Genomic DNA, 19608 nt, shown 5'->3' with positions numbered 1-19608 from the left:
ATGGTTCAACACAACCCCGGCCGTCGCGCGGACGACGAGGACGAGGGCGAGGTGCTGCCCTTCGCAGGGCTGGTGCGCTACGAGCGCCACGTGCCGATCCACCAGGTGTCCTACTACCTGTGCGGCGAGATCCAGGAGCCCCAGCACTACACCGAGCTGTTCTACACCCTGCGCACGGCGGCCCAGACCGACCTGATCTACCTGCACATCAACTCGCCGGGCGGCGATTTCAACACCGGGCTGCAGCTCATCAACAACATGCTGGCCTCCGAGGCTCACGTGGTCACGGTGCTGGAGGCGCGGGCCTACTCGATGGCGGCCTTCATCTTTTTGTCGGGCGACGAGCTGATCGTCCACGACAACTGCCAGCTGATGTTTCACACCTACTCCAGCAGCTTTGCCGGCAAGGGCAGCGAGCAGGCGGCCGAGGTGCGCGCCCTGGGCAGCTGGTTCGAGAAGGTGACCACCCGGCTGTGCACGCCCTTCCTGAGCGCCACCGACATCGCCCACATCCTGCAGGGCAGCGACCTGTGGATGGATTCCGACGAGATCCGCCGCCGCCTGGGGCGCATCAAGGCCAACAAGCCGGCCGCCGCCCCCCGCAAGCCGGCGGCGCGCAAGAAGGCCGAGCCGGCGGATTAGGCGCCGCTCAGGGCCGGGCCGGCAGCGCCGCGACGATGTCTGCGGCGAGCGCATCCACCAGCCGCCCGTGGGCCGCGGCGAGGCCCTCCCAGCCGGGCGCCTGGATGGGTTCGGTGGCGGCGAAGCGTCGGCTCGCCACGTCGCGCCCGCCCTTGCGGAGCGTCCACACGGCCTCCAGCGTCACCCGCTCGAAGCCGTCCGCCTCGAAGCGCTGCACGTCGATGGGCAGGCTCAGGTCGGGGTCGGCGACGCTCGCCTGGGGCCACGCCACGGCCCGCCCGTAGGCGCTGCGGCGGGCCACCTCGAGGGCCACCCGGCGGGCGATCTCGGTCTTCAGCGGCGCGGCCCAGCGGTGCTCGTCCGACACTTCGGCGCGGGCGGCGCCCTGCTGGCGCACGATGTGCAGGCGGTCGATGGCGGCCGGCACGCCCACCGGGCCGACGACCAGGCTGGCTCCGCCGGCGGCGGGCGCAGCGGCCGGGGCTGGCGGCAGCGGGCCGAGGGTGTAGTGGTGGATCGGCGGGGTGCTGCCGCAGGCGGCGAGGGCGCCGCTCAGCAGGGCGATGGCGAGGGGGCGGTTCATCGTGGCGGTCAATCCTGGCGGGTGGCGGTGCCGCAGGGGGCGATCCAGCGGGCGTCGCTGTCGAGCTGGATCTCGCCCTGGGCCGAGTGCATGACGACCCGGGTGCGCATGTGCTCGGGGCCGTCGAGGGTGGTGTCGAAGTCGGCGCTGCCCTGGGGCTGGCTGCAGTTGAGGCGGCCGCGCACCCGGTTGCCGCTCCGGGCGATGCTGGCGAGGGTGCAGCGGCCGTCGCCGGGGCCGGCGTAGATGCTGTTGTGGCGGGCCTGTTCGGGGGTGATGCAGCTGCGCACCGTGCCGTCGTTGCCCAGCTGCACGCCCTGGGCGGAGAGCTGCTGACGCAGCTGGGCCTGGACGTCGGGCGGGAGGCGGGCGAGCTGCTGGCGCAGGGCGTCGGAGAGGTCGGGCGCGCCGCCCACGCTGACCCGGGTGGAGCGGAACTCCCACAGGCCGGGGCGGACGTCGGTGCCGGCGTGGGCGCTGCCGGCCAGGGCCAGCAGGGCCGCGAGGAGGTGGCCGGCGCGGATCATGGCTTTTCCTCCGGTTTGCCGCGCAGCAGGGCTTCGGGGTGGCGGTCGAGGGTGTCGGCCAGGTGGCGCAGGGCCTGGGCGGCGCGGGCGAGTTCCTGCAGGCTGGCGCGCATGTCCTGCTGCAGCGGGGCGTCGGTGGCCAGCAGCTTGCGGGCGTCGGCGACGGCGGCGCGGGTTTCGGCGATGGCGCTGCGGGCTTCGACGACGGTCTCGCGCACGTCGCCGCCGGCCAGCCCGTCGAGGCGCTTGAGCAGCCGTTCGGCCTCGTCGATGGTGCTGCCGAGCCTGGCGACGGCCTTGCCGGTGTCGCGGCCGATCTCGTCCAGGGGCAGCCGGTCGATCCGCGCGACGATGCGCAGCAGGGTGGTCTGGAGTTCCTCGAGGCTGCCCCGCTGGGTGGGCAGCAGCGGCGGGTTGCGGTTCCAGTCCACCTTGAGCGGCCGGGTGCCGGGGAAGAAGTCGAGGGCCACGTAGAGCTGGCCGGTGACGAGGTTGCCGCTGCGCAACTGGCCGCGCAGGCCCTTGGCGACGAGCTGGTCGACGAAGGCGCGGAAATCCCGGGCGCGGTAGTCCTTGCCGAAGAAGGTGGTCTTGTCGGCGCTGGGGTTGGCGCGCATCCGGCCGGGGAAGATCTTCACGTCCACCAGCAGCCCCAGGTCGGCGCTGCGGGGGTGGAAGTCCGGGTTGATGGCGCTCACTTCGCCCACCTGGATGCCGCGGAAATCCACCGGCGCGCCCACCGACAGCCCGCGCACCGTCTCGTCGAAGCGCAGGGTGTAGACCAGCACCTGGTGGCTGGCCTGCTTGAGGGCTTCGGCCCGGCTGGCGAAGAGGGTGAAGGCGTGGTTGGCGGGGGCCGGCTCGGTGCCGTCGCCGTCGGGGGTGAGGAAGGCCACGCCGCCGGCGAGGATGGCGGTCATGGATTCGGTGTTCACCTGCACGCCGTCGGCGCCGAGCTTCACGTCCACCCCGCCGGCGTTCCAGAAGCGGCTGTTGGCGGTCACGAAGCGGTCGTAGGGGGCCTTGACGAAGATCTGCACGTCGAGCCGCTTGCCGGTCTCGTCGAGCTTGAAGCCGGTGACCTGCCCGGCCTCGATGCGCCGGAAGTAGATGGGGGTGCCCACGCCGAGGGAGCCGAGGGTTTCGGCCTGCAGCACGAAGGCCTTGCCGGGCACGTCGAAGTTCACCGCCGGCGGGGCCTCGAGGCCGGTGAAGTGGCGCCGGGCTTCGGTGGATTTGCCCACGTCCAGGCCCACGTAGGCGCCCGACAGGAGGGTGCCCAGGCCCGATACCGAGCTGCCCGAGACCTGGGCGCTGACCACCCAGAAGCGGGTGTCGTCCACCAGCAGGCGGGTGGCCTCGCGGGCCAGCCGGGCGGTGGCCACCACGCCGGCACCGTCTTCGGACAGGGCGACGCCGGTGATCTGGCCGACGTCCACGTCCTTGAACTTGATGCGCGTCTTGCCCGGCTCGAGGCCGGTGCCGGTCTTGAAGGCGAGGGTGATGAGCGGGCCCTGCTCGTAGTAGCTGCGGGCCGCCAGGAACAGGCCGATCGACAGCGCCACCAGCGGGATCACCCACACCAGCGGGATGCGGAAGCGGCGGGGCGTCTCGACGGTGGCCCGGGGCAGATCGGGGAGGGGCGTGGGGGTGGGTTCAGGCATGGTCGGTGGGGGAGGGCCCGGCGAGGGGGTCCCAGATCAGGCGGGGGTCGAAGCTCATGGCGGCGAACATGGTCAGCACCACCACCGCGCCGAAGGCCACCGCGGCCGGCCCGGCCTGGATGGTGGCCAGCCCCTGAAACTGCACCAGGGCGACGAGCAGGGTGATGACGTAGATGTCCAGCATCGACCAGCGGCCGACGAACTCCACCATCCGGTACAGCCGGGTGCGTTGCTGCGGGCGGCGGCGGGAGCGGCGCTGCACGCTGACGGCGAGGTAGAGGAGGGCGATGATCTTGAGCAGCGGCACCATCACGCTGGCGAAGAACACCACCGCGGCCAGCGGCCACGAGCCGGACTGCCACAGGAAGATCACCCCGCTCATGATCGTGTCCTCCTGGCTGCCCAGCAGCGAGGCGGTGGTCATCATGGGCAGCAGGTTGGCGGGCACGTAGAGGATCGCCGCGGCGAGGGTGAGCGCCCAGGTGGTGGCGAGGCTGGCGGGCTTGCGCAGGTGCAGCGGCGCCCGGCAGCGGGGGCAGCGCACCAGCCCGTGGCCGGGCGCGGCGCGGGACAGCTGGCCGCACACGTGGCAGTTGAGGAGGCCGGCCTCGCGGGCGGTGAGGTGGCGCTGCGTCACCGGGCGGGCTCCGCCAGCGGGGCCTGCCACACCAGCCGGGGGTCGAAGGCCCGGGCGGCCAGGGTGAGCACGACGATCAGCGCCGCCATCGCCCAGAAGGCGGTGCCGAGGATCACCGTGGCCAGGTGCGACAGCTTGACCAGCGACACCAGCATGCCCAGCAGGAAGACCTCGACCATCCCCCACGGCCTGACCGAGCGCACCAGCCGGAAGAAGGGCGCCAGCCGCGGCGACACCCGCCCCAGGCGCAGGGGCACCAGCACGATCAGGAACATCGCCAGTTCGAGCAGCGGAAACAGCAGGGTGGTGACGCCGACCAGCGCCGCCACCGGCGCCATGCCGCCCTGCCACAGGATGTGCAGCGCGCCGGCGAGGGTGACCTGCACCTGCCGGCCCTGCATCTCCAGCCCCACCAGCGGGTAGAGGTTGGCCAGCACGTAGAGCACCGCGGCGGTGCACGACAGGGCCAGGCTGCGGTCCAGGCTATCCGGCGGGTTGCGCGCCAGGAGGGCGCCGCAGCGGGCGCAGCGGGCCGTCTCGCCGGGCGCGAGGGCAGGCTCGGTCTGCAGCAGATCGCATTCGTGGCAGGCGATCCGGGCGGGCGGGAGCGACGGGTGGGCGTCGGGCGCGGGCATGGCGGGGGCGGGCGAGGATGACGGCCAATTGTGCGGTGCGCCAGGGGCGGGCGCAAGCGCCCGGCGCGAAAAGCAAACACGCCCCGCCGGGCGCCCGGAACGCCGCCGGGCTAGCGCGGGGTGTCCGGCGCCGGGCCGCTGAGGGCCGGGCCGGTGAGGCCGCTGCCCGGCGGCGGGCCCGAGGCGTCCGCCGGCGCCGGCACCCGGTCGGCCGGCAGGGCGTCGTCGCGGCGGGGCGCCACGGCGTCGGCGGGCGGCGGCGGCGGGTTGCCGGCGGCGTCCTGCCCGCGTTCGGCCAGGGTGTCGCTGCCGGCGGCGGGGGTGAGCGGCACCACCACCGGCGCCTCGCTGCCGCGCCAGCGCAGCACGGCCCGGTCGGGGAACACCCGCTCCAGCCGGAAATCCTCGCCGAAGCTGGCCCCTTCGGGCACCAGCACCGGGCGCCGGCCGGCTTCGGCCAGCAGGGCCAGGGGCGGCACCGAGCCGCTGCCGGCGATCACGCCCTGCAGGGTGAGGTGGGGCATCGCCCCCGCGGGGGCGGGCTGCCGGGCCGCCGGGGCCGTCTCGCCGGCGGGGGCGCTCCGCGGGGCGACCGGCAGCAGGCCGGCGTCCTCCGCGGCCCACAGGCCCAGCACCACCGCCAGCCCGGCAAACACGACGAGGCGCTGGATGCGGTCGTAGTTGAACCACTTCATTCCGATCTCTCCGTCCGGGCAAGGGGCCTCCGCGCCCGCTTCCTCGCGGACCCACCGAGACACGCTAAGCCGCATGGGTTGTCTTTGCATGACCGTAACGTATCACCGGGCGTCCTCGGGCTTGCGGGCGTTTCACGTGGTTTTACCGTTTTTACGTGATTTGGAGTTTCATGGCGGAAAGTCGTGGCGCCCGTCACGCTGGCGGCGCGCGGCGCGACCCGAAAATGGCCGGGAGCCCACTTTCTGCATTGCACGGGGAGCCCTGCCATGTCGTCCAAACCCTATTTCACCGTCCGCGTCACCGCGGCGGTCCTGCTGATCCTGCTGGCGCTGCCCAACGGGCTGTGGGCCGCCGACGAGCACGCCCACCACCGGCACAGCCTGCACGCGGCGTCGACGGTGAGCCGCAGCGAGGTGGCGGTGGCCCTGCCGGCGGTCAGCCTGCGCAACCAGGACGGGGTGAGCGCCGCCTTTCCGGCCCTGGTGGATGACGGCCGGCCGGTGCTGCTCAACTTCATCTACACCAGCTGCACGGCGATCTGCCCGCCGATGACGCGGATTTTCGCCGAGGTGCGCGAGGGGCTGGGCGCCGACCGTGGCCGGGTGCGGCTGGTGTCGGTGTCGATCGACCCGGAGCAGGACACGCCGGCCCGCCTGAAGGCCTACGCCCGCCAGTACGGCGCCGGGGTGGGCGGCGACTGGCTGTTCCTCACCGGCAGCGACGCCGCCAGCAGCGCCGTGCAGCGGGCCTTCAACGCCTACCGGCCGGACAAGATGGGCCACACCCCGGTGAGCTTTCTGCGGCGGGCGCCGGGTCAGCCGTGGGTGCGCCTGGACGGCCTGGCCCAGGCCGAGCGCATCCTGGCCGAGCTGCGCCCGATGCTCGCCCGGTGAGCGCGGCGCTGCGGACGCTGCTGGCCGCCGCGTGGGCCGTGGCGGCGGGCGGCGCATCGGCCGATACAGATTTGGCCGAAGAAGGCCGCCGTTTGTATCACGACGGCCTGCGCGCCGACGGCACGCCCATCGAGGGCCGTCGCCCCGGCGGGCCGCTGCTGGCGGGGCGCGATCTGGCCTGCGTGCAGTGCCACCGGCCCAGCGGGATGGGCACGGTGGAGGGGGTGACGCGGGTGCCGCCGGTGGCCGGCGAGACCCTGTTCGCCCCGGGGCGTCCGCCCGCCGGCCATCGCCCCCGCCGGGCGCCGGGCATGGCCTTCGAGGATCACGCCTTCCGCACCCGGCCGGCCTACGCCATGGCCAGCCTGGCCCGGGCCCTGCGCGACGGGGTGGGGGCCGGGGGCGCCGCCTTCGACCCGACGATGCCGCGCTACCGGCTTGCCGACCGGGAGATCGCCGCGCTGGCGGCCTACCTGCGCCGGCTCGGGGCCGTGCCGCCGCCGGGGCTGGAGGCGGGCGTGGTGCACCTGGCCACGGTCGTCGCGCCGGACGTGCCCGAGCGCCAGCAGCAGGCCATGCTCGACGTGCTGACCCGCTGCATCGCCAGCCACAGCCCGGCCGAGGGCAGCGGCCGGCGGGCCTGGAAGCTCCACGAGTGGCGCCTGGCGGGCCCGGCCAGCGGCTGGCGTCGGCAGCTGGCGGAGCACCAGCGCCGCACGCCGGCCTTCGCGCTGGTCGGCGGGATCGGCCGCGAGTGGGCGCCGGTGCATGCGTTCTGCGAGGCGGAGGGCATGCCCTGCCTTTTCCCCAACACCGACGCGCCGGGCCCGGCGCCGGCGGCGTCGATCTACCTGTGGCCGGGGGTGGCGCTGGAGGGCCGGCTGGCCGCCCGCCATCTGCTCGACCGGCCCGCGCCGCCGCGGCGGCTGGTGCAGGTGTTTGCCGCGGACGACATCGGCCGCCACGCCGCCGCCGCCCATGCCGCGATGCGCGCCGAGCGCCCCCACACCCGCCGGGTGGATGTGGCGCCGGGGGCGCCGCTGCCCACCCTGGGGCGGGACGACGCCCTGCTGCTGTGGCTCACCCCGGCCCAGCTGCGGGCCTTCGCGGCGCGCCCGCCGCGCCTGCCGGCCGGGCTGCCGGTGCTGGTGTCGGCCACCCTGGGCGAGCTTGAGCGGGCGCCGGACGCGGGGGCGATCCGGCCCATCTCCGGCGACGCGCTGCGGGTGATTCACCCCTTCGACGCGTCGGAGGCGCGCCTCGGGCGGATGGTCTTCAACCTGGGCGGGTGGATGAGCGGCGCCGGGCTGAACCTCACCCGGGAGACCGAGCGGACCCAGGGCAACACCTGGTCGGCCTGCCTCGTCGCCGCCCGGGCGCTGTACACCCTGCCCGAGCCGGCGTCGCGGGCGGCGCTGCTGGAGCGGGTGGAGGACGCCTACGCCGGGGCGGTGAGCACGGCCTTCCCGCGCTTCACCCTGGGGCCGGGGCAGCGCTACGGCTCGAAGGGTGGCTACCTGATGCGGGTGGGCGCCGACGGCAGCCTGGTGCCGGACGGGGACTGGACAGTGCCCTGAGCCTCAGCCGCCGGCGACGAAATCCAGCACGTCGCGCACGAAGCGCGCCCGCTCCCACAGGTGCGGGGCGTGGTCCACGTCCGGGTAGACGTGGAGGCGCGCGTCGGGGATGCGGTCGCGCACGTAATGGGCGGTGGCGGTGGAGTAGAAGTTGCTGGCCCCGCCGTACACCAGCAGCGCCGGCACGTCGATGGTGGGCAGCACGTCCCGGTAGTCGGCGGCGGTGAGGCTCTGCCAGCACTCGATCAGGGCGCGGGCGTCGAAGCTGGCCAGGCGCTGGCGGGCCGACTGGATGGCGGGGCCGTTCTCCTCGTAGAGCTGGCGCGCCCGGGCGTTGTGGCCGAAGGCGACGAGGCGCAGCACGGCCTCGGCGAAGTCGGCCTCCAGCGCGCGGATGAAGGCGGCGTTGCGGGCTTCGTCGAAGTCGCCGCAGATGCCGTGGGGCCAGCCGGCGTCGGTGACGAGGCGCGGCGACTGGTCGATCACGACGATCTTGGCCAGCCGGCTGCTGCCGAAATCCCGCAGGTATTGCCACAGGGTGAGGGCGCCCATCGAGTGCCCGGCGACGACCACCCGATCAAGCCGGTGGCGGTCGAGCAGGTTCTGCAGATCCCGCGCCATGCGCGCCACCGTGGGCACGCTGGCGGTTTCGAGGCGATGGCCGCCGTGGCCGCGGGCGTCCCAGCGGTACAGGCGGCGGTGGGGCTCCAGCTCGGCGAGGAAGGGGTTCCAGTCCCGGTGGGAGGAGGTCCAGCCGTGCAGCAGCACCATCGGCGGGCCCTCGCCGGACACCTTGAGGTGGATCTTTTCGCCGTCGTCGGCCAGGAAGTGGGTCATCGCGTTCTCTCTCGGTTCGGGGCCGCCGCCCGCGCCGGCACGAAAAAACGCCGCCCGGCCCCGCGGGGGGCGGACGGCGACGGGCGGCGGAGCGGGCGCGGCGTCGGTGGGCGGATTCTGCCCGATTTTTTCCGACGCTTCCGCACCCGGGCCGGCGCGGGGCTGCGCCGGCCGGCCCGCGCGCTCAGGCGACGACGAAGCGGCGCATCATCTCGTGGTCTTCGTGGGACAGGATGTGGCAGTGCCAGACGTACTCGCCCGGCCGGCTGAAGGTGGCGACGATGCGCGTGACCTGCCCCGGGTAGGCCAGCACGGTGTCCTTGCGGCCCTGCTCGGTGGGCAGCGCGGGGGCCCGGGTGCCGGCGAGGGCGATCCGGGTGAGGTAGCCGCCGGTGGCGCCCACGCCCATCGGCTTGGGCAGCAGGGTGCCGGTGAAGCCCTGCCGGTCGAGCACGCGGAAGGCGGTGAGGTGCAGGTGGATGGGGTGGGCGTCTACGGTGGTGTTGTAGATCTCCCAGATCTCGGTGCTGCCCACCGCGATGTTCTCGGTGACCGGGTCGGTGTAGAGGAAGGTGCCGAAGCCCGGGCCGGCCGGGTTGCCGGCGGCCGGATTGACGGTGCCGAGCATGGTCTGCAGGCGGCCGTAGGCGTCGGTGCCTTCGAACAGCATGAGCTTGCGCACCTTGACGCCGGCGGTGACGGGCGCGGGCAGCGGGCCATGCACCGGGCGCAGGTTGGACGGGATGCTGGCGCCGGTGAGCAGCGCCAGGCTCCACCCGAAGAAGCCCAGCGGCTTGGTGACGCTGAAGGCCATCACCCGGTCGGTGGTGCCGGTCACCGGCGGCAGGCCGTTGGGGAAGGGGGTGCTGGCGCTGTTCTTGACCAGCACCTTGCCGTGCCACCACCAGACGATGCGCGAGAAATCCACCAGCACGTCGGCCCGCTCGCCGGGGGCCAGGGTGAGGCTGGTGAGGGCCACCGGGCTGTTCATCAGGCCCAGGTCGGTGCCGATCTGCCAGAAGGTGAGCCGGGTGCCGGCGAAGTTCTCGGGCACGAAGCTGAGGGTGAATACCCGCGAGTCGGAGCCGTTGAGCAGGCGCAGGCGATAGAGGCGCGGCTCGCAGTCGAAGCGCGGCCAGGGCAGGCCGTTGGCGACCACCACGTCGCCGAAGAACTCGGGCAGATGGGTGGGGTTGGGGGCGGCGGGGTTGGCTGGGTCGGTGGCCGGGTACTGGAGGGCGCCGGTGGCGCCGAACTGGCGGTCCTGGATGCAGATCGGCAGCTCGTAGGGGTAGGCCGGCAGCTGGCCGCACTGGACGAGGTAGTCCTCGTTCCGGTCGCGGATGAAGTAGTTGCCGGCAAGGCCCATGTAAACGTTGAGGCGGGTCACGCCCAGGGCGTGGTCGTGATACCACAGGTGGCCGGCTTCCTGGCTGTTGTCGAAGGTGTAGCTGGCGCTGAACAGGCGGCCCCGGTAGTCGGGCATGCCGTCCCGGTTCGCGTCGGGGGTGGACCAGGCGTCGGGCAGGCCGTCGGCGCGCGTGCCCTGGTCGCCGCCGTGGCGGTGGGCGACCAGCGGCACCGGCGCCCGTCCGCCCAGGTTGCCGGGGTTGGCCCAGTCGAGGGTGGTGTCCACCGGCAGGCGGTGGGGCAGCGGGCCGGTGCCGCTCACCAGCTCGTTCACGTAGCGCACGGTGACGGGCACGTTCTGGCGCAGGTTGAAGGTGCGGCCGGGGTAGCTGGGCGCCTGGGTGGTGGAGCCGTAGCCCCACAGGGTGGTGGGCAGGGCCCGGCCCGTGGACGGGTCGATGAGGCCCAGGTTGGCCTGGAACTCCCTGATCTTCAGGGTGTAGGCGGTGCCCCCGGGGGCGTCCGGCGCAAACTGGTTGGCCGGGTCGAGGGGGTTGGGCATCGGCAGCGTGAATTGCCGGCTGCGGATGGACGACAGCAGGGTGGCCGCCGTCTGGCCAAAACTGAGCGGCGAGACGAAGTAGGAGAGCAACCCCACCCCACCTGCCTTGAGGAGCTTGCGTCGATTTTCCATGGTGAAATCCCCTTGAGGTTTGCCGGCACTTTGGCCCGAACGCCTGGACGGGTTCGGAGGGCGGCAGCGCTTTTCCCTTAAATCGAGTATCTCGCTAAATTCGATCCTGAAATGTCAAAACCATCATCAACGGGTGCGCTGAAATGATTGCTTACAAATGACGAGGTTTCCTCGTGCTTTCAGGCGGGGGCGGAGCGGGGTGGCCGGCCGGCGCAGGCGCTGGCGGCAGGCGACGCGGGCCGACGGGCGGCCGCTGTGGGGGGAAAGCGGAGGGCGGAAGACCCGGATCGAGGGGGCCGATCCGGGGCGATGCGGTCAGCGGCGGGCGCCGCGACGCAGGCGGGCGAGGATGCCGAGGCCGCCCAGACTGAGCAGCGCGCTGCCGGGCTCGGGCACGCTGGCGGGCAGGCCGGCGTCGGTGCTCAGGACGAGGTGGTCGAACATCGGGGTGATGCTGCCGTCGATGGCGATCTGCGCGATGTCGGCGTCGCCCGCTTCGGCGCGGACGATCACGTAGGTGGCGTGGCCGCTGACGTCGCCCCGGTAGCCGGGCACCGAGGACAGATCGAGGGGCGGGAGGTTGTTGACGGTGATCGTCTGGCCGCCGCCGTCGTTGTCGGAGATGCCGATCCCGAACAGGCGGATGCCGGGCAGGCTGATGGTGAACACCGGGTAGCCCGAGACGGTGGTGGTGATGCCGTCCCAGGCGTGGTTGGGCAGGTTGCGGCCGTCGCTGGCGAGGGACGAGCCGAGGCCGGGCACCGGCACGGCGTCCTCGAAATCCTCGACCGCGGTGAGGGTGGTGAGGCCGAGGGCGGCGTTCAGGGCGGCGGTGTCGCCGGTGTAGACCGACGCGTCGTAGGCCGACAGCAGGTAGGCGTGGGCGGAGCCGGCAAAGCCCAGCGCGGCGGCGAGGGTGGCGGCGGTGTGCCGCAGGGTGCGGCGGGAGAGGCGGAGCATGGGCTGTTCCTTCGAGTCGTTGCGTTGCCGGGGGGCCGCGCCTTCTGCGGGCGACGGGCGCCGGGGGAACTCAGTGGGGAAGGATGGTTCGTCCGGAGGCAATGCCATCCGGGTCGAATGTTAGCATCCGCTGAAATGCCGACGCGCTGAGGTGGACGGTCGGCTACCCGATATGGGTTGTCGTTCAGCGGTTGAACCAGCGCAGCACGGTGCCCCAGTCGTGGAGATCCAGCCGGGTGACTTCGCCGCAGGCGAAGTCGAGGGTGAGCCAGCGCTCCGGCGGCAGGCCGAGGAGTTCGCCGGCGATGGCCCGGAGCGGCCCGCCGTGGGCCACCACCACGGCGGCGGCGGGTGCGCGGAGGCGCAGGCCGGCGAGGAAATCCAGCGCGCGGGCGGCCATCTGGCGGGGCGATTCGCCGCCGGGCGGGGCGAAATCCAGCGGGGCGTCGGCCCAGGCGTCGAGGGCGGCCCGGCCGATGTCGTCGTAGCTGCGCCCTTCCCAGTCGCCGAAGTGGATCTCCTTCAGGCGCGGGTCGAGCTGCGGGGTGCCGAGGGCGTCGGCGAGCAGCCGGGCGCGGGCCAGGGGGCTGGCGAAGAGGGCGTAGTCGGCCGGCAGCAGCGGGCGCAGGCGCGCGGCCACGGTGTGGGCGGATTCGGCCAGGCCCAGATCGAGCTGGCCGTAGCAGACCCCCGGCGCCACGGCGGGCCGGGGGTGACGGATCAGGTAAAGCTCCACGCGGCGAGGATTCCCAGGTAGATCGCGAGTTCGGCTACCTGTTGGGCGGCGCCCAGGCAGTCGCCGGTGTAGCCGCCCAGGCGGCGGCGGAAGGTGCGCCGGGCCAGGATGCCCACTGCCGCGCTCACCGCCAGGGCCAGCAGCGCCTCGCGGGGGTTGAGGAGCAGCAGCGGCACCACCCCGGCCAGGGTGGCGATGCCCAGTTCGGCGGCGGTGGGTCGGCGGGCCGCCGGGGCGGATTTGGAGGTGGCGTCCGCGCGGGCGTAGTCGAGGGTTGCCATCAGCCCCACCGCCACCAGCCGCGACAGGGGGTGGGCCACCAGCAGGGCGGCGATCGCCGGGTAGTCGTCTTCGGCGCCCAGGTTGGTGAGGGCCAGATACTTGGCGAGGAGCATGAGCACCAGCCCGATGGTGCCGTAGCTGCCGATCCGCGAGTCCTTCATGATCGCCAGCACCTGCTCGCGGGTCCACCCGCCGCCCAGGCCGTCGCAGGTGTCGGCCCAGCCGTCTTCGTGGAAGGCGCCGGTGACGCGGATGGTGGCGGCCATCGCCAGCACCACGGCCACATCCACCGGCAGCACCTGCACCGCCAGCAGATACACCGCCACGCCGACGAGCCCCACCAGCCAGCCCACCAGGGGCAGGTAGCGCGCCGCGTAGCCGAGCTTTTCGGGGGCGAACTCGACCCAGCGGGGCACCGGCAGGCGGGTGAAGAAGCCGATGGCGATGAAGAAGAGTTCGAGCTGGGTGCGCATCCGGGCTGCGGTCAGGACTTGCCGGCCACGCCGGCGGATTCGAAGCTGGCCATCTCGGTGAGGAAGTTCACCGCCGCCTGCACCAGGGGGTAGGCCAGCGCCGCGCCGGTGCCTTCGCCCAGGCGCAGGTCGAGCTGCACCAGCGGTTCGGCGCCCAGGTGAGCCAGCTGCACCGCGTGGCCGGCCTCGTGGGAGCGGTGGGCGAACACGCAGTAGTCGAGGATCGCCGGCGCGATGGCGTGGGCCACCAGCAGCGCGCTGGTGACGATGAAGCCGTCGATCAGCAGCACCATCTTCGCCTCGGCCGCGCCCAGCATGGCGCCGGCCATCATGGCGATCTCGAAGCCGCCGTATTCGGCCAGCGCGGCCAGCGGGTCGGCGGGGCGCCCGCCGCGGGCCGCGGCGCGGGCCAGCAGGGCGCGCTTGCGGTCGAGGCCGGCGTCGTCGAGGCCGGTGCCGCGACCGATCACGGTGGCCAGGTCGGCGCCGGCGAGGCAGTGGGTGAGGAGCGACGCGGCGGCGGTGTTGCCGATGCCCATCTCGCCGAAGCCGACCACGTTGCAGCCGTCGGCGGCCAGCGCGTGGGCGAGCTTGCGGCCGCGGGCCAGGGCGGCGTCGCGGGTGGCGGCGTCCATCGCCGGGGTTTCCAGATAGTTGGCGGTGCCGGCGCCGAGCTTGGCGTCGACGAGGCCGGGGCGGGCCTCGAAATCATGAGCCACGCCCGCATCCACCACCGTGAGGCCCAGGCCCATCTGGCGGGCGAAGACGTTGATCGCCGCGCCGCCGGCCAGGAAGTTCTCCACCATCTGCCAGGTCACGTCCTGGGGGTAGGCCGACACGCCGGCCTTCGCCGCGCCGTGGTCGCCGGCGAACACCAGCATGTGGGGCTGGCGCAGCTCGGGCGACAGGGTCTGCTGGACGAGGCCGATCTGCTTCGCCAGGGCTTCGAGCCGGCCGAGGGCGCCGAGGGGCTTGGTCTTGGTGTCGATGCGCTGCTGGAGGGCGGCGGCGAGGCCCTGGTCGGGGCGGGCGATGGCGTAGGTCATGACGGGGTCGGGAACGGGGCGAAGCGGCGGATGCTAGCAGGGCGGGGCGGGTGGTGGGAAATGGGGGGCGGAGTCAGGGGCGGGGTGTGTCCTTGAGGACCAGCGGCAGGCCGGCGGCGACGAACACCACCCGCTCGCACAGGGCCGCCACGGCCTGATTGACGCGCCCGGCCTCGTCGCGGAACAGCCGGCCGAGCGGCGTCTCGGGCACCAGGCCTAGGCCCACCTCGTTGGCCACGAAGATCACCCGGCCGGGCAGGCGGGGGATCAGGTCGAGCAGCGCGGCGCGCTCCCGGGCGAACAGCGGCAGCCGTTCGGCGCCGTCGCCGGGGGTCAGGGTTTCGGCGCCATCGAGCAGGTTGGCCAGCCACAGGGTCAGGCAATCGACCACCACGCAGCGATCCGCCGCGGCGGTGGATTCAAGGGCCGCGGCGAGCTGGCGGGGCGCCTCGACCACCTGCCAGCCAGCCGGCCGGTCGACCCGATGGCGGGCGATGCGGGCGCTCATTTCTTCGTCCAGCGCCTCCGCGGTGACGATGACATGCACGGCAAGCCCGCTCGCCGCGGCGTGGGTTTCGGCCAGGCGGCTCTTGCCCGAACGGGCGCCGCCGAGGATCAGTTCGCAGCTCATGGAAATCCGGAAGTGTCTGAATCGGTGGTATTATCGCAGGCTGTTTGCCGGCGGCGGCGTCTGCCGGCAACAAAGTGCTCCAGGTGCTCCACGGGCCATCCGGCCCCGGAGTTAAACGGGAAACAGGTGCGCGGTCTTCCTCGAAGCCGTCATGCCTGTGCTGCCCCCGCAACGGTAAGCAGGTGCACGGCGCGTCAATGAGCCACTGGGTTCTTCAACCTGGGAAGGCGACGCGCCGCGGCCGGTGGTCCATCCACCCGCCCAGCCTGCGAGCCCGGATACCGGCCTCGGACACACCAAGCGGAAGTGCCACGGGGTGGTGGCGACGGGCGCAGCCGGGGTTTTCCGGCGCCTCTCCCAGTTTCTCCCCACGCGTGCTTCCACACATGATTTGCCCGATCCGGCGGGGACGCCAGCGGGCCAGGGAGAACACATAAAAATGATCGACCGCCATTCCGCCGTTGCGCTCGCCGTGGCTGCAAGCCTTGCCGCGCCGGCCCTTGCCGCCGACCCGCAGCCCGAAGTCGTCGTCAGCGCCAGCCGCTTCGACGACGCCGAATCCAAAGCCCCGGTCAGTCTCACCCGCATCGGCCGCGACGACATCGCCCGCTCCGGCGCCGCCAGCCTGCCCGACGTGCTGGGCATGGCCGCCGGCATCGACGTGCGTCCCATGTCCGGCGCGCTGGGCATCGACACCGCGGTCGACCTGCGCGGCTTCGGCGAATCCGCCGGCAGCAACACCCTCATCCTCCTCGACGGCCAGCGCCTCAACCCGGTGGACATGAGCGGCATCGACTGGTCGGCCATCCCGCTGCAGAACGTCTCCCGCGTCGAAGTGATGCGCGGCACCGGCGGCGTGCTGTTCGGCGACCGCAGCGTGGGCGGCGTCATCAACATCGTCACCGACAAATCCGGCGCCCCCCGCGCCAGCGCCGGCCTCACCCTCGGCAGCTACGGCTACCACCGGGTGGATGTGTCCGCCGCCGGCGCGGCCGACGCCACCTACTTCAACGTGTTCGCCAACTACGCCGACGTGAACGGCTGGCGCCAGAACACCCAGGGCGACCAGCGCGCCCTCGCCGGCCGGGTCGGGCACATCCTCGGCGACGAGCGCGAAGTCTTCGTCGACGTGGCCGCCTATGGCGATTCCAACGGCCTGCCGGGCTCCATCAAGCGCGCCGACTACGACGCCGACCCCACCCGCGCCCGCAGCCTCACCGACCACCAGAAGCGCGAGGGCTACCGCCTGCGCCCGGGCGTGCGCTACGCCATCACCGACACCCTGAGCTTCGAAGGCGAGGTCACCTACAACAGCTCGCGTCAGAACGCCGTGTACGGCGCCACCCCCTACATCGCCAACCGCGACACCACCGCCTTCACCCCGCGCCTGCAGTGGCGCCACGGGCTGGCCGGGCTCGCCAGCACCACCGTCGGCGGGCTGGACGTGTTCCACGGCAAGGTCGACAACGTCGCGCTGGATCAATCCGGCTCCCAGCTCTCCCGCGCCTTCTACCTGCAGAACACCACCTCGCTCCGCTCCGACCTGCACCTCACCTTGGGCGGCCGCCGCCAGATCGTCCGCCAGCACGCCGAAGACCGCGCCAACGGCATCGACGGCGAAGCCAGCCACGCCCGCAACGCCTTCGAGGCCGGCCTCGCCTGGGATCTCGACCGCCGTACCCGGCTGTTCACCCGCTGGGGCCAGGTGTTCCGCTTCGCCAACACCGACGAACTCTTCGGCTACGACCCGCTCACCTACGCCCCGGTGTTCACCGGCGGCAACGTGCGGCCCCAGCACGGCACCAACCTCGAAGTCGGCGCCCGCTACAAGGCCGACGGCCTCACGCTGCAGGGCGCCCTCTACCGCCTCAGCCTCACCGACGAGATCGGCTACAACCCCATCACCTACGCCAACGAGAACTTCGACCGCACCCGCCGCGAGGGCCTCGAACTCGAAGCCCGCTGGCGCGCCCTGCCCAAGCTCGAACTCAACGCCGGCCTCACCACCCAGAACGCCAAGTTCGTCGACGGCCCCTACAGCGGCAACGCCGTCACCCTCGCCCCCAAGCTCAAGTACCGGCTTGGCGCGGTGTTCGACGCCGCCACCGCCGGCCGCTACGGCGCCACCTGGACCCACGTCGGCAAGCGCCGCTTCGGGGGCGACTTCGACAACACCAAGGAGCAGCTCGACAGCTACGGCATCCTCGATCTGCACGCCGACTGGAAGCTGCGTGACGTGACCCTGCAGCTGCGTCTCGCCAACGCCACCAACCAGAAGTACGCGCCCTACGCCCTGTACTCGTCCTTCGCCGGCGACTACTACTTCTACCCGGCGGAAGGTCGCACCCTGTTCGGCACCCTGCGCTACGACTTCCGCTGAGTCGCCGCGCCTCAACCCAGCTTCAACACCAGCAAGAACCCTCGACCGGCGGCACCCCCGCCGGCCGATCAACGCGACCAAGGTGCGCCCGGGCCGGCAGGCCCGGGGGTTAAACGGGAAACAGGTGCGCGCGCTGCTCGCAAAAGCCGCAAAGCCTGTGCTGCCCCCGCAACGGTAAGCAGGAACACGACGCGTCACTGCGCCACTGGGCCCTTCGGCCTGGGAAGGCGACGCGCCGCGGCGGAGCCGGTTACATCGGCCCCGCCCCACTGCGAGCCCGGATACCGGCCTCGGTCGCCCCACGCGGAAGTGCCACGGGGCGGTGGCGCACGCCGGACGGCCCACGCCGTCCCCGGCCTGCCACCCCCGGTGCTTCCACCAGCAAACCACCGGGTTGGCGGGGACGCCGCCCGGTTCGGGAGACCTCCATGACCTTCATCCGCCCCACCCTCGCCGCCCTCGCCGTGGCCACCGCCTTTCCCCTTGCCGGCCACGCCGCCGACGGCGATCAGCCCCTCGTCGTCGTCACCGCCTCCCGTCAGGCCCAGCGCGCCGACGAAGCCCTCGCCGACGTCACCGTGATCGACCGCGCCCGCATCGAACAATCCGGCGCCAGCTTCAGCCTGCCCGAACTCCTCTCCCGCCAGCCCGGCATCCAGATCGCCAGCAACGGCGGCCCGGGCAAGAGCACCTCCGTCTTCATGCGCGGCGGCAACGGCAACCACACCATCCTGCTGGTGGACGGCATGCGCGTCGGCTCCGCCACCACCGGCACCGCCAGCTGGCAGGACATCCCCCTGTCGCAGATCGACCGCATCGAGATCGTCCGCGGCCCGGCCTCCGCCCTCTACGGCGCCGACGCCATGAGCGGCGTGATCCAGATCTTCACCCGCAAGGGCGAAGGCGCCCCGCGCATCGACGCCTTCGCCGGCGCCGGCAGCTACGGCGCGCGGGAAGTCGCCGCCGGCGTGGCGGGCGGCACCGAGCGCCTCAGCTACGCCCTGCGCGGCGGCTACACCGAGACCGACAGCCTCAGCGCCAAGATGGCCAAGGCCGGCAGCACCTACAACCCCGACCGCGACCCCTACCGCAACGCCAGCCTCTCCGGCAAGCTCGACTACCGCCTCGCCGACGGCCACACCCTGGGCGCCACCGTCCTCGCCACCGAAGGCCGCAACTTCTACGACGGCGACGCCAACTTCAACAACTACAACAACTCGGCCCAGCGCATCTGGAGCCTCTTCAGCCGCAACCGCCTCACCGACGGCTGGACGAGCACCCTGCGCTTCGGCCAGTCGGTGGACAGCTACGAAGGCTTCACCCGCAGCAAGCCCGCCGGCTCCACCATCCGCACCACCCAGGATCAGCTCGCCTGGCAGCACGACATCCGCCTGCCCCTCGGCACCCTGATGGCCGCCTACGAAAACCTCCACCAAAAGGTGCTCAGCGAAGGCGCCTTCGACGGCGGGCGCACCGTCAACTCGGCCCTCCTGGGCTGGACCGCCGGCCTGGGCGCCCACCGCCTCCAGCTCAACGCCCGCCACGACGACAACAGCCAGTACGGCGGCAAGACCACCGGCTACGCCGGCTACGGCTACCAGCTCGCCCCCAGCCTGCGCCTCACCGGCAGCATCGGCTCGGCCTTCCGGGCGCCCACCTTCAACGAGCTGTACTACCCCGGCTTCGGCAACGCCAGCCTGCGCCCCGAGAACGCCTACAACAAGGAAGTCGGCCTGCTGTGGGAGCAGCGCGGCAGCTTCGCCAGCCTCACCGTCTTCCGCAACCGGGTGGACGACATGATCGTCACCTTCCGCAACCCCGGCACCGGCCTGTCGCGCCCCGCCAACGTGCGCGAAGCCCAGCTCCAGGGCCTGTCCCTGGCCGGCGGCACCCGCCTCGCCGGCTTCGATCTGGAAGCCGGGGTGGACTTCCTCGACGCCAAGGATCGCGACTCCGGCGCCAGCCTGCCCCGCCGCGCCCGGCACAGCGGCCACGTCCGGGTCAGCCGCAGCGTCGAGCGCCTCACCGCCGGGGTCGAGCTGCAAGGCGTGGGCGGCCGCTACGACGCGGTCAGCTTCAGCACCACCGCCCTCGCCACCGCCACCGAGCGCGACCGGCTGGGCGGCTACGGCCTCCTCAACGCCTTCGTGAAGTACGCCGTCACGCCCGAATGGAGCGTCGAAGGCCGGGCCAACAACCTCCTCGACAAGCAGTACGAGACCGCCTACGGCTACAACACCCCCGGCGCCAACGTCTTCTTCGGCGTACGCTACGCCCCGAGGTAAACCGCAACCGCAACCGCCGGCGGCAGCGGGCCGGGGCAGCGCCCGGCCCGCCCGCCGCCAACCCAGGACCCCACACCCCC

General features: G+C 72.7%; 18 protein-coding genes and 2 riboswitches. Of the genes, 5 read left to right on the top strand and 13 right to left on the bottom strand.

Features of this window, described 5'->3' with window-relative positions; genetic code table 11:
• Positions 1-642 (top strand): ATP-dependent Clp protease proteolytic subunit, encoded by a 642-nt coding sequence (locus tag ACE3N6_RS03595; RefSeq protein ID WP_374243805.1) that lies wholly within the window; start codon positions 1-3, stop codon positions 640-642.
• A 7-nt stretch (positions 643-649) separates the two neighbouring features.
• Here ACE3N6_RS03595 and ACE3N6_RS03590 read toward each other — a convergent pair whose 3' ends face one another.
• From ACE3N6_RS03590 to ACE3N6_RS03565, 6 genes are all read right to left on the bottom strand, one after another.
• Positions 650-1225 (bottom strand): membrane integrity-associated transporter subunit PqiC, encoded by a 576-nt coding sequence (locus ACE3N6_RS03590; RefSeq protein WP_374243804.1) that lies wholly within the window; start codon positions 1223-1225, stop codon positions 650-652.
• 8 nt (positions 1226-1233) lie between these two features.
• Positions 1234-1752, bottom strand: coding sequence for a DUF3617 domain-containing protein (locus ACE3N6_RS03585; RefSeq protein WP_374243803.1), 519 nt, complete (start codon positions 1750-1752; stop codon positions 1234-1236).
• A complete protein-coding gene (locus ACE3N6_RS03580; protein ID WP_374243802.1) occupies positions 1749-3416 on the bottom strand; it encodes an intermembrane transport protein PqiB in 1668 nt (555 codons plus the stop codon). The genes ACE3N6_RS03585 and ACE3N6_RS03580 overlap by 4 nt, the downstream gene beginning before the upstream one ends.
• On the bottom strand, positions 3409-4053 hold the full coding sequence (locus ACE3N6_RS03575) for a paraquat-inducible protein A (RefSeq protein WP_374243801.1): 645 nt from the start codon (positions 4051-4053) through the stop codon (positions 3409-3411). Before ACE3N6_RS03575 ends, ACE3N6_RS03580 begins: the two co-directional genes overlap by 8 nt.
• On the bottom strand, positions 4050-4688 hold the full coding sequence (locus ACE3N6_RS03570) for a paraquat-inducible protein A (RefSeq protein ID WP_374243800.1): 639 nt from the start codon (positions 4686-4688) through the stop codon (positions 4050-4052). The genes ACE3N6_RS03575 and ACE3N6_RS03570 overlap by 4 nt, the downstream gene beginning before the upstream one ends.
• Positions 4689-4798: 110 nt before the next feature.
• The gene (locus ACE3N6_RS03565) at positions 4799-5383 is read right to left on the bottom strand and encodes a type II secretion system protein N (RefSeq protein ID WP_374243799.1); all 585 of its coding nucleotides are present in this window, start codon (positions 5381-5383) and stop codon (positions 4799-4801) included.
• A 267-nt stretch (positions 5384-5650) separates the two neighbouring features.
• Here ACE3N6_RS03565 and ACE3N6_RS03560 point away from each other — a divergent pair, with 267 nt between their 5' ends.
• Positions 5651-6277: an SCO family protein gene (locus ACE3N6_RS03560; RefSeq protein ID WP_374243798.1), complete on the top strand. Its 627-nt coding sequence runs from the start codon at positions 5651-5653 to the stop codon at positions 6275-6277.
• Positions 6274-7854: a cytochrome c gene (locus ACE3N6_RS03555; RefSeq protein ID WP_374243797.1), complete on the top strand. Its 1581-nt coding sequence runs from the start codon at positions 6274-6276 to the stop codon at positions 7852-7854. The genes ACE3N6_RS03560 and ACE3N6_RS03555 overlap by 4 nt, the downstream gene beginning before the upstream one ends.
• A gap of 3 nt (positions 7855-7857) precedes the next feature.
• Here ACE3N6_RS03555 and ACE3N6_RS03550 read toward each other — a convergent pair whose 3' ends face one another.
• The 7 genes from ACE3N6_RS03550 to cobU form a co-directional block, all read right to left on the bottom strand.
• Complete coding sequence (locus tag ACE3N6_RS03550) at positions 7858-8691, bottom strand: alpha/beta fold hydrolase (RefSeq protein ID WP_374243796.1); 834 nt, start codon at positions 8689-8691, stop codon at positions 7858-7860.
• 184 nt (positions 8692-8875) lie between these two features.
• Positions 8876-10735 carry a multicopper oxidase family protein gene (locus tag ACE3N6_RS03545; protein ID WP_374243795.1) on the bottom strand — a complete coding sequence of 620 codons (1860 nt, stop codon included), beginning with the start codon at positions 10733-10735 and terminating at the stop codon, positions 8876-8878.
• Positions 10736-11050: 315 nt separating this feature from the next.
• Entirely contained in the window at positions 11051-11695 is a 645-nt protein-coding gene (locus ACE3N6_RS03540; protein ID WP_374243794.1) for a hypothetical protein, read from the bottom strand.
• A 184-nt stretch (positions 11696-11879) separates the two neighbouring features.
• Positions 11880-12431, bottom strand: coding sequence for an alpha-ribazole phosphatase family protein (gene cobC / locus ACE3N6_RS03535; RefSeq protein WP_374243793.1), 552 nt, complete (start codon positions 12429-12431; stop codon positions 11880-11882).
• Positions 12416-13186, bottom strand: a complete 771-nt coding sequence (locus ACE3N6_RS03530) for an adenosylcobinamide-GDP ribazoletransferase (protein WP_374243792.1) — start codon at positions 13184-13186, stop codon at positions 12416-12418. Before ACE3N6_RS03530 ends, cobC begins: the two co-directional genes overlap by 16 nt.
• A gap of 11 nt (positions 13187-13197) precedes the next feature.
• Positions 13198-14232, bottom strand: a complete 1035-nt coding sequence (cobT, locus tag ACE3N6_RS03525; protein WP_374243791.1) for a nicotinate-nucleotide--dimethylbenzimidazole phosphoribosyltransferase — start codon at positions 14230-14232, stop codon at positions 13198-13200.
• A 73-nt stretch (positions 14233-14305) separates the two neighbouring features.
• Complete coding sequence (cobU, locus tag ACE3N6_RS03520; RefSeq protein ID WP_374243790.1) at positions 14306-14863, bottom strand: bifunctional adenosylcobinamide kinase/adenosylcobinamide-phosphate guanylyltransferase; 558 nt, start codon at positions 14861-14863, stop codon at positions 14306-14308.
• Between the two features lie 64 nt (positions 14864-14927).
• A riboswitch (cobalamin riboswitch) is annotated at positions 14928-15168 on the top strand.
• A 134-nt stretch (positions 15169-15302) separates the two neighbouring features.
• On the opposite strand from cobU, the gene ACE3N6_RS03515 reads away from it, so the two are divergent.
• Together ACE3N6_RS03515 and ACE3N6_RS03510 are read left to right on the top strand one after the other, a co-directional pair.
• Positions 15303-17243 (top strand): TonB-dependent receptor, encoded by a 1941-nt coding sequence (locus ACE3N6_RS03515; protein ID WP_374243789.1) that lies wholly within the window; start codon positions 15303-15305, stop codon positions 17241-17243.
• Between the two features lie 109 nt (positions 17244-17352).
• A riboswitch (cobalamin riboswitch) is annotated at positions 17353-17530 on the top strand.
• A gap of 141 nt (positions 17531-17671) precedes the next feature.
• On the top strand, positions 17672-19528 hold the full coding sequence (locus ACE3N6_RS03510; RefSeq protein WP_374243788.1) for a TonB-dependent receptor domain-containing protein: 1857 nt from the start codon (positions 17672-17674) through the stop codon (positions 19526-19528).
• The last annotated feature ends 80 nt before the right edge of the window (positions 19529-19608 follow it).

The sequence above is a fragment of the Zoogloea sp. genome (assembly GCF_041904905.1).
Classification (GTDB): Bacteria; Pseudomonadota; Gammaproteobacteria; order Burkholderiales; family Rhodocyclaceae; genus Zoogloea.
Note: the sequence above shows the minus strand (reverse complement) of the source record. Positions and strands in the feature narration are given on the sequence as shown.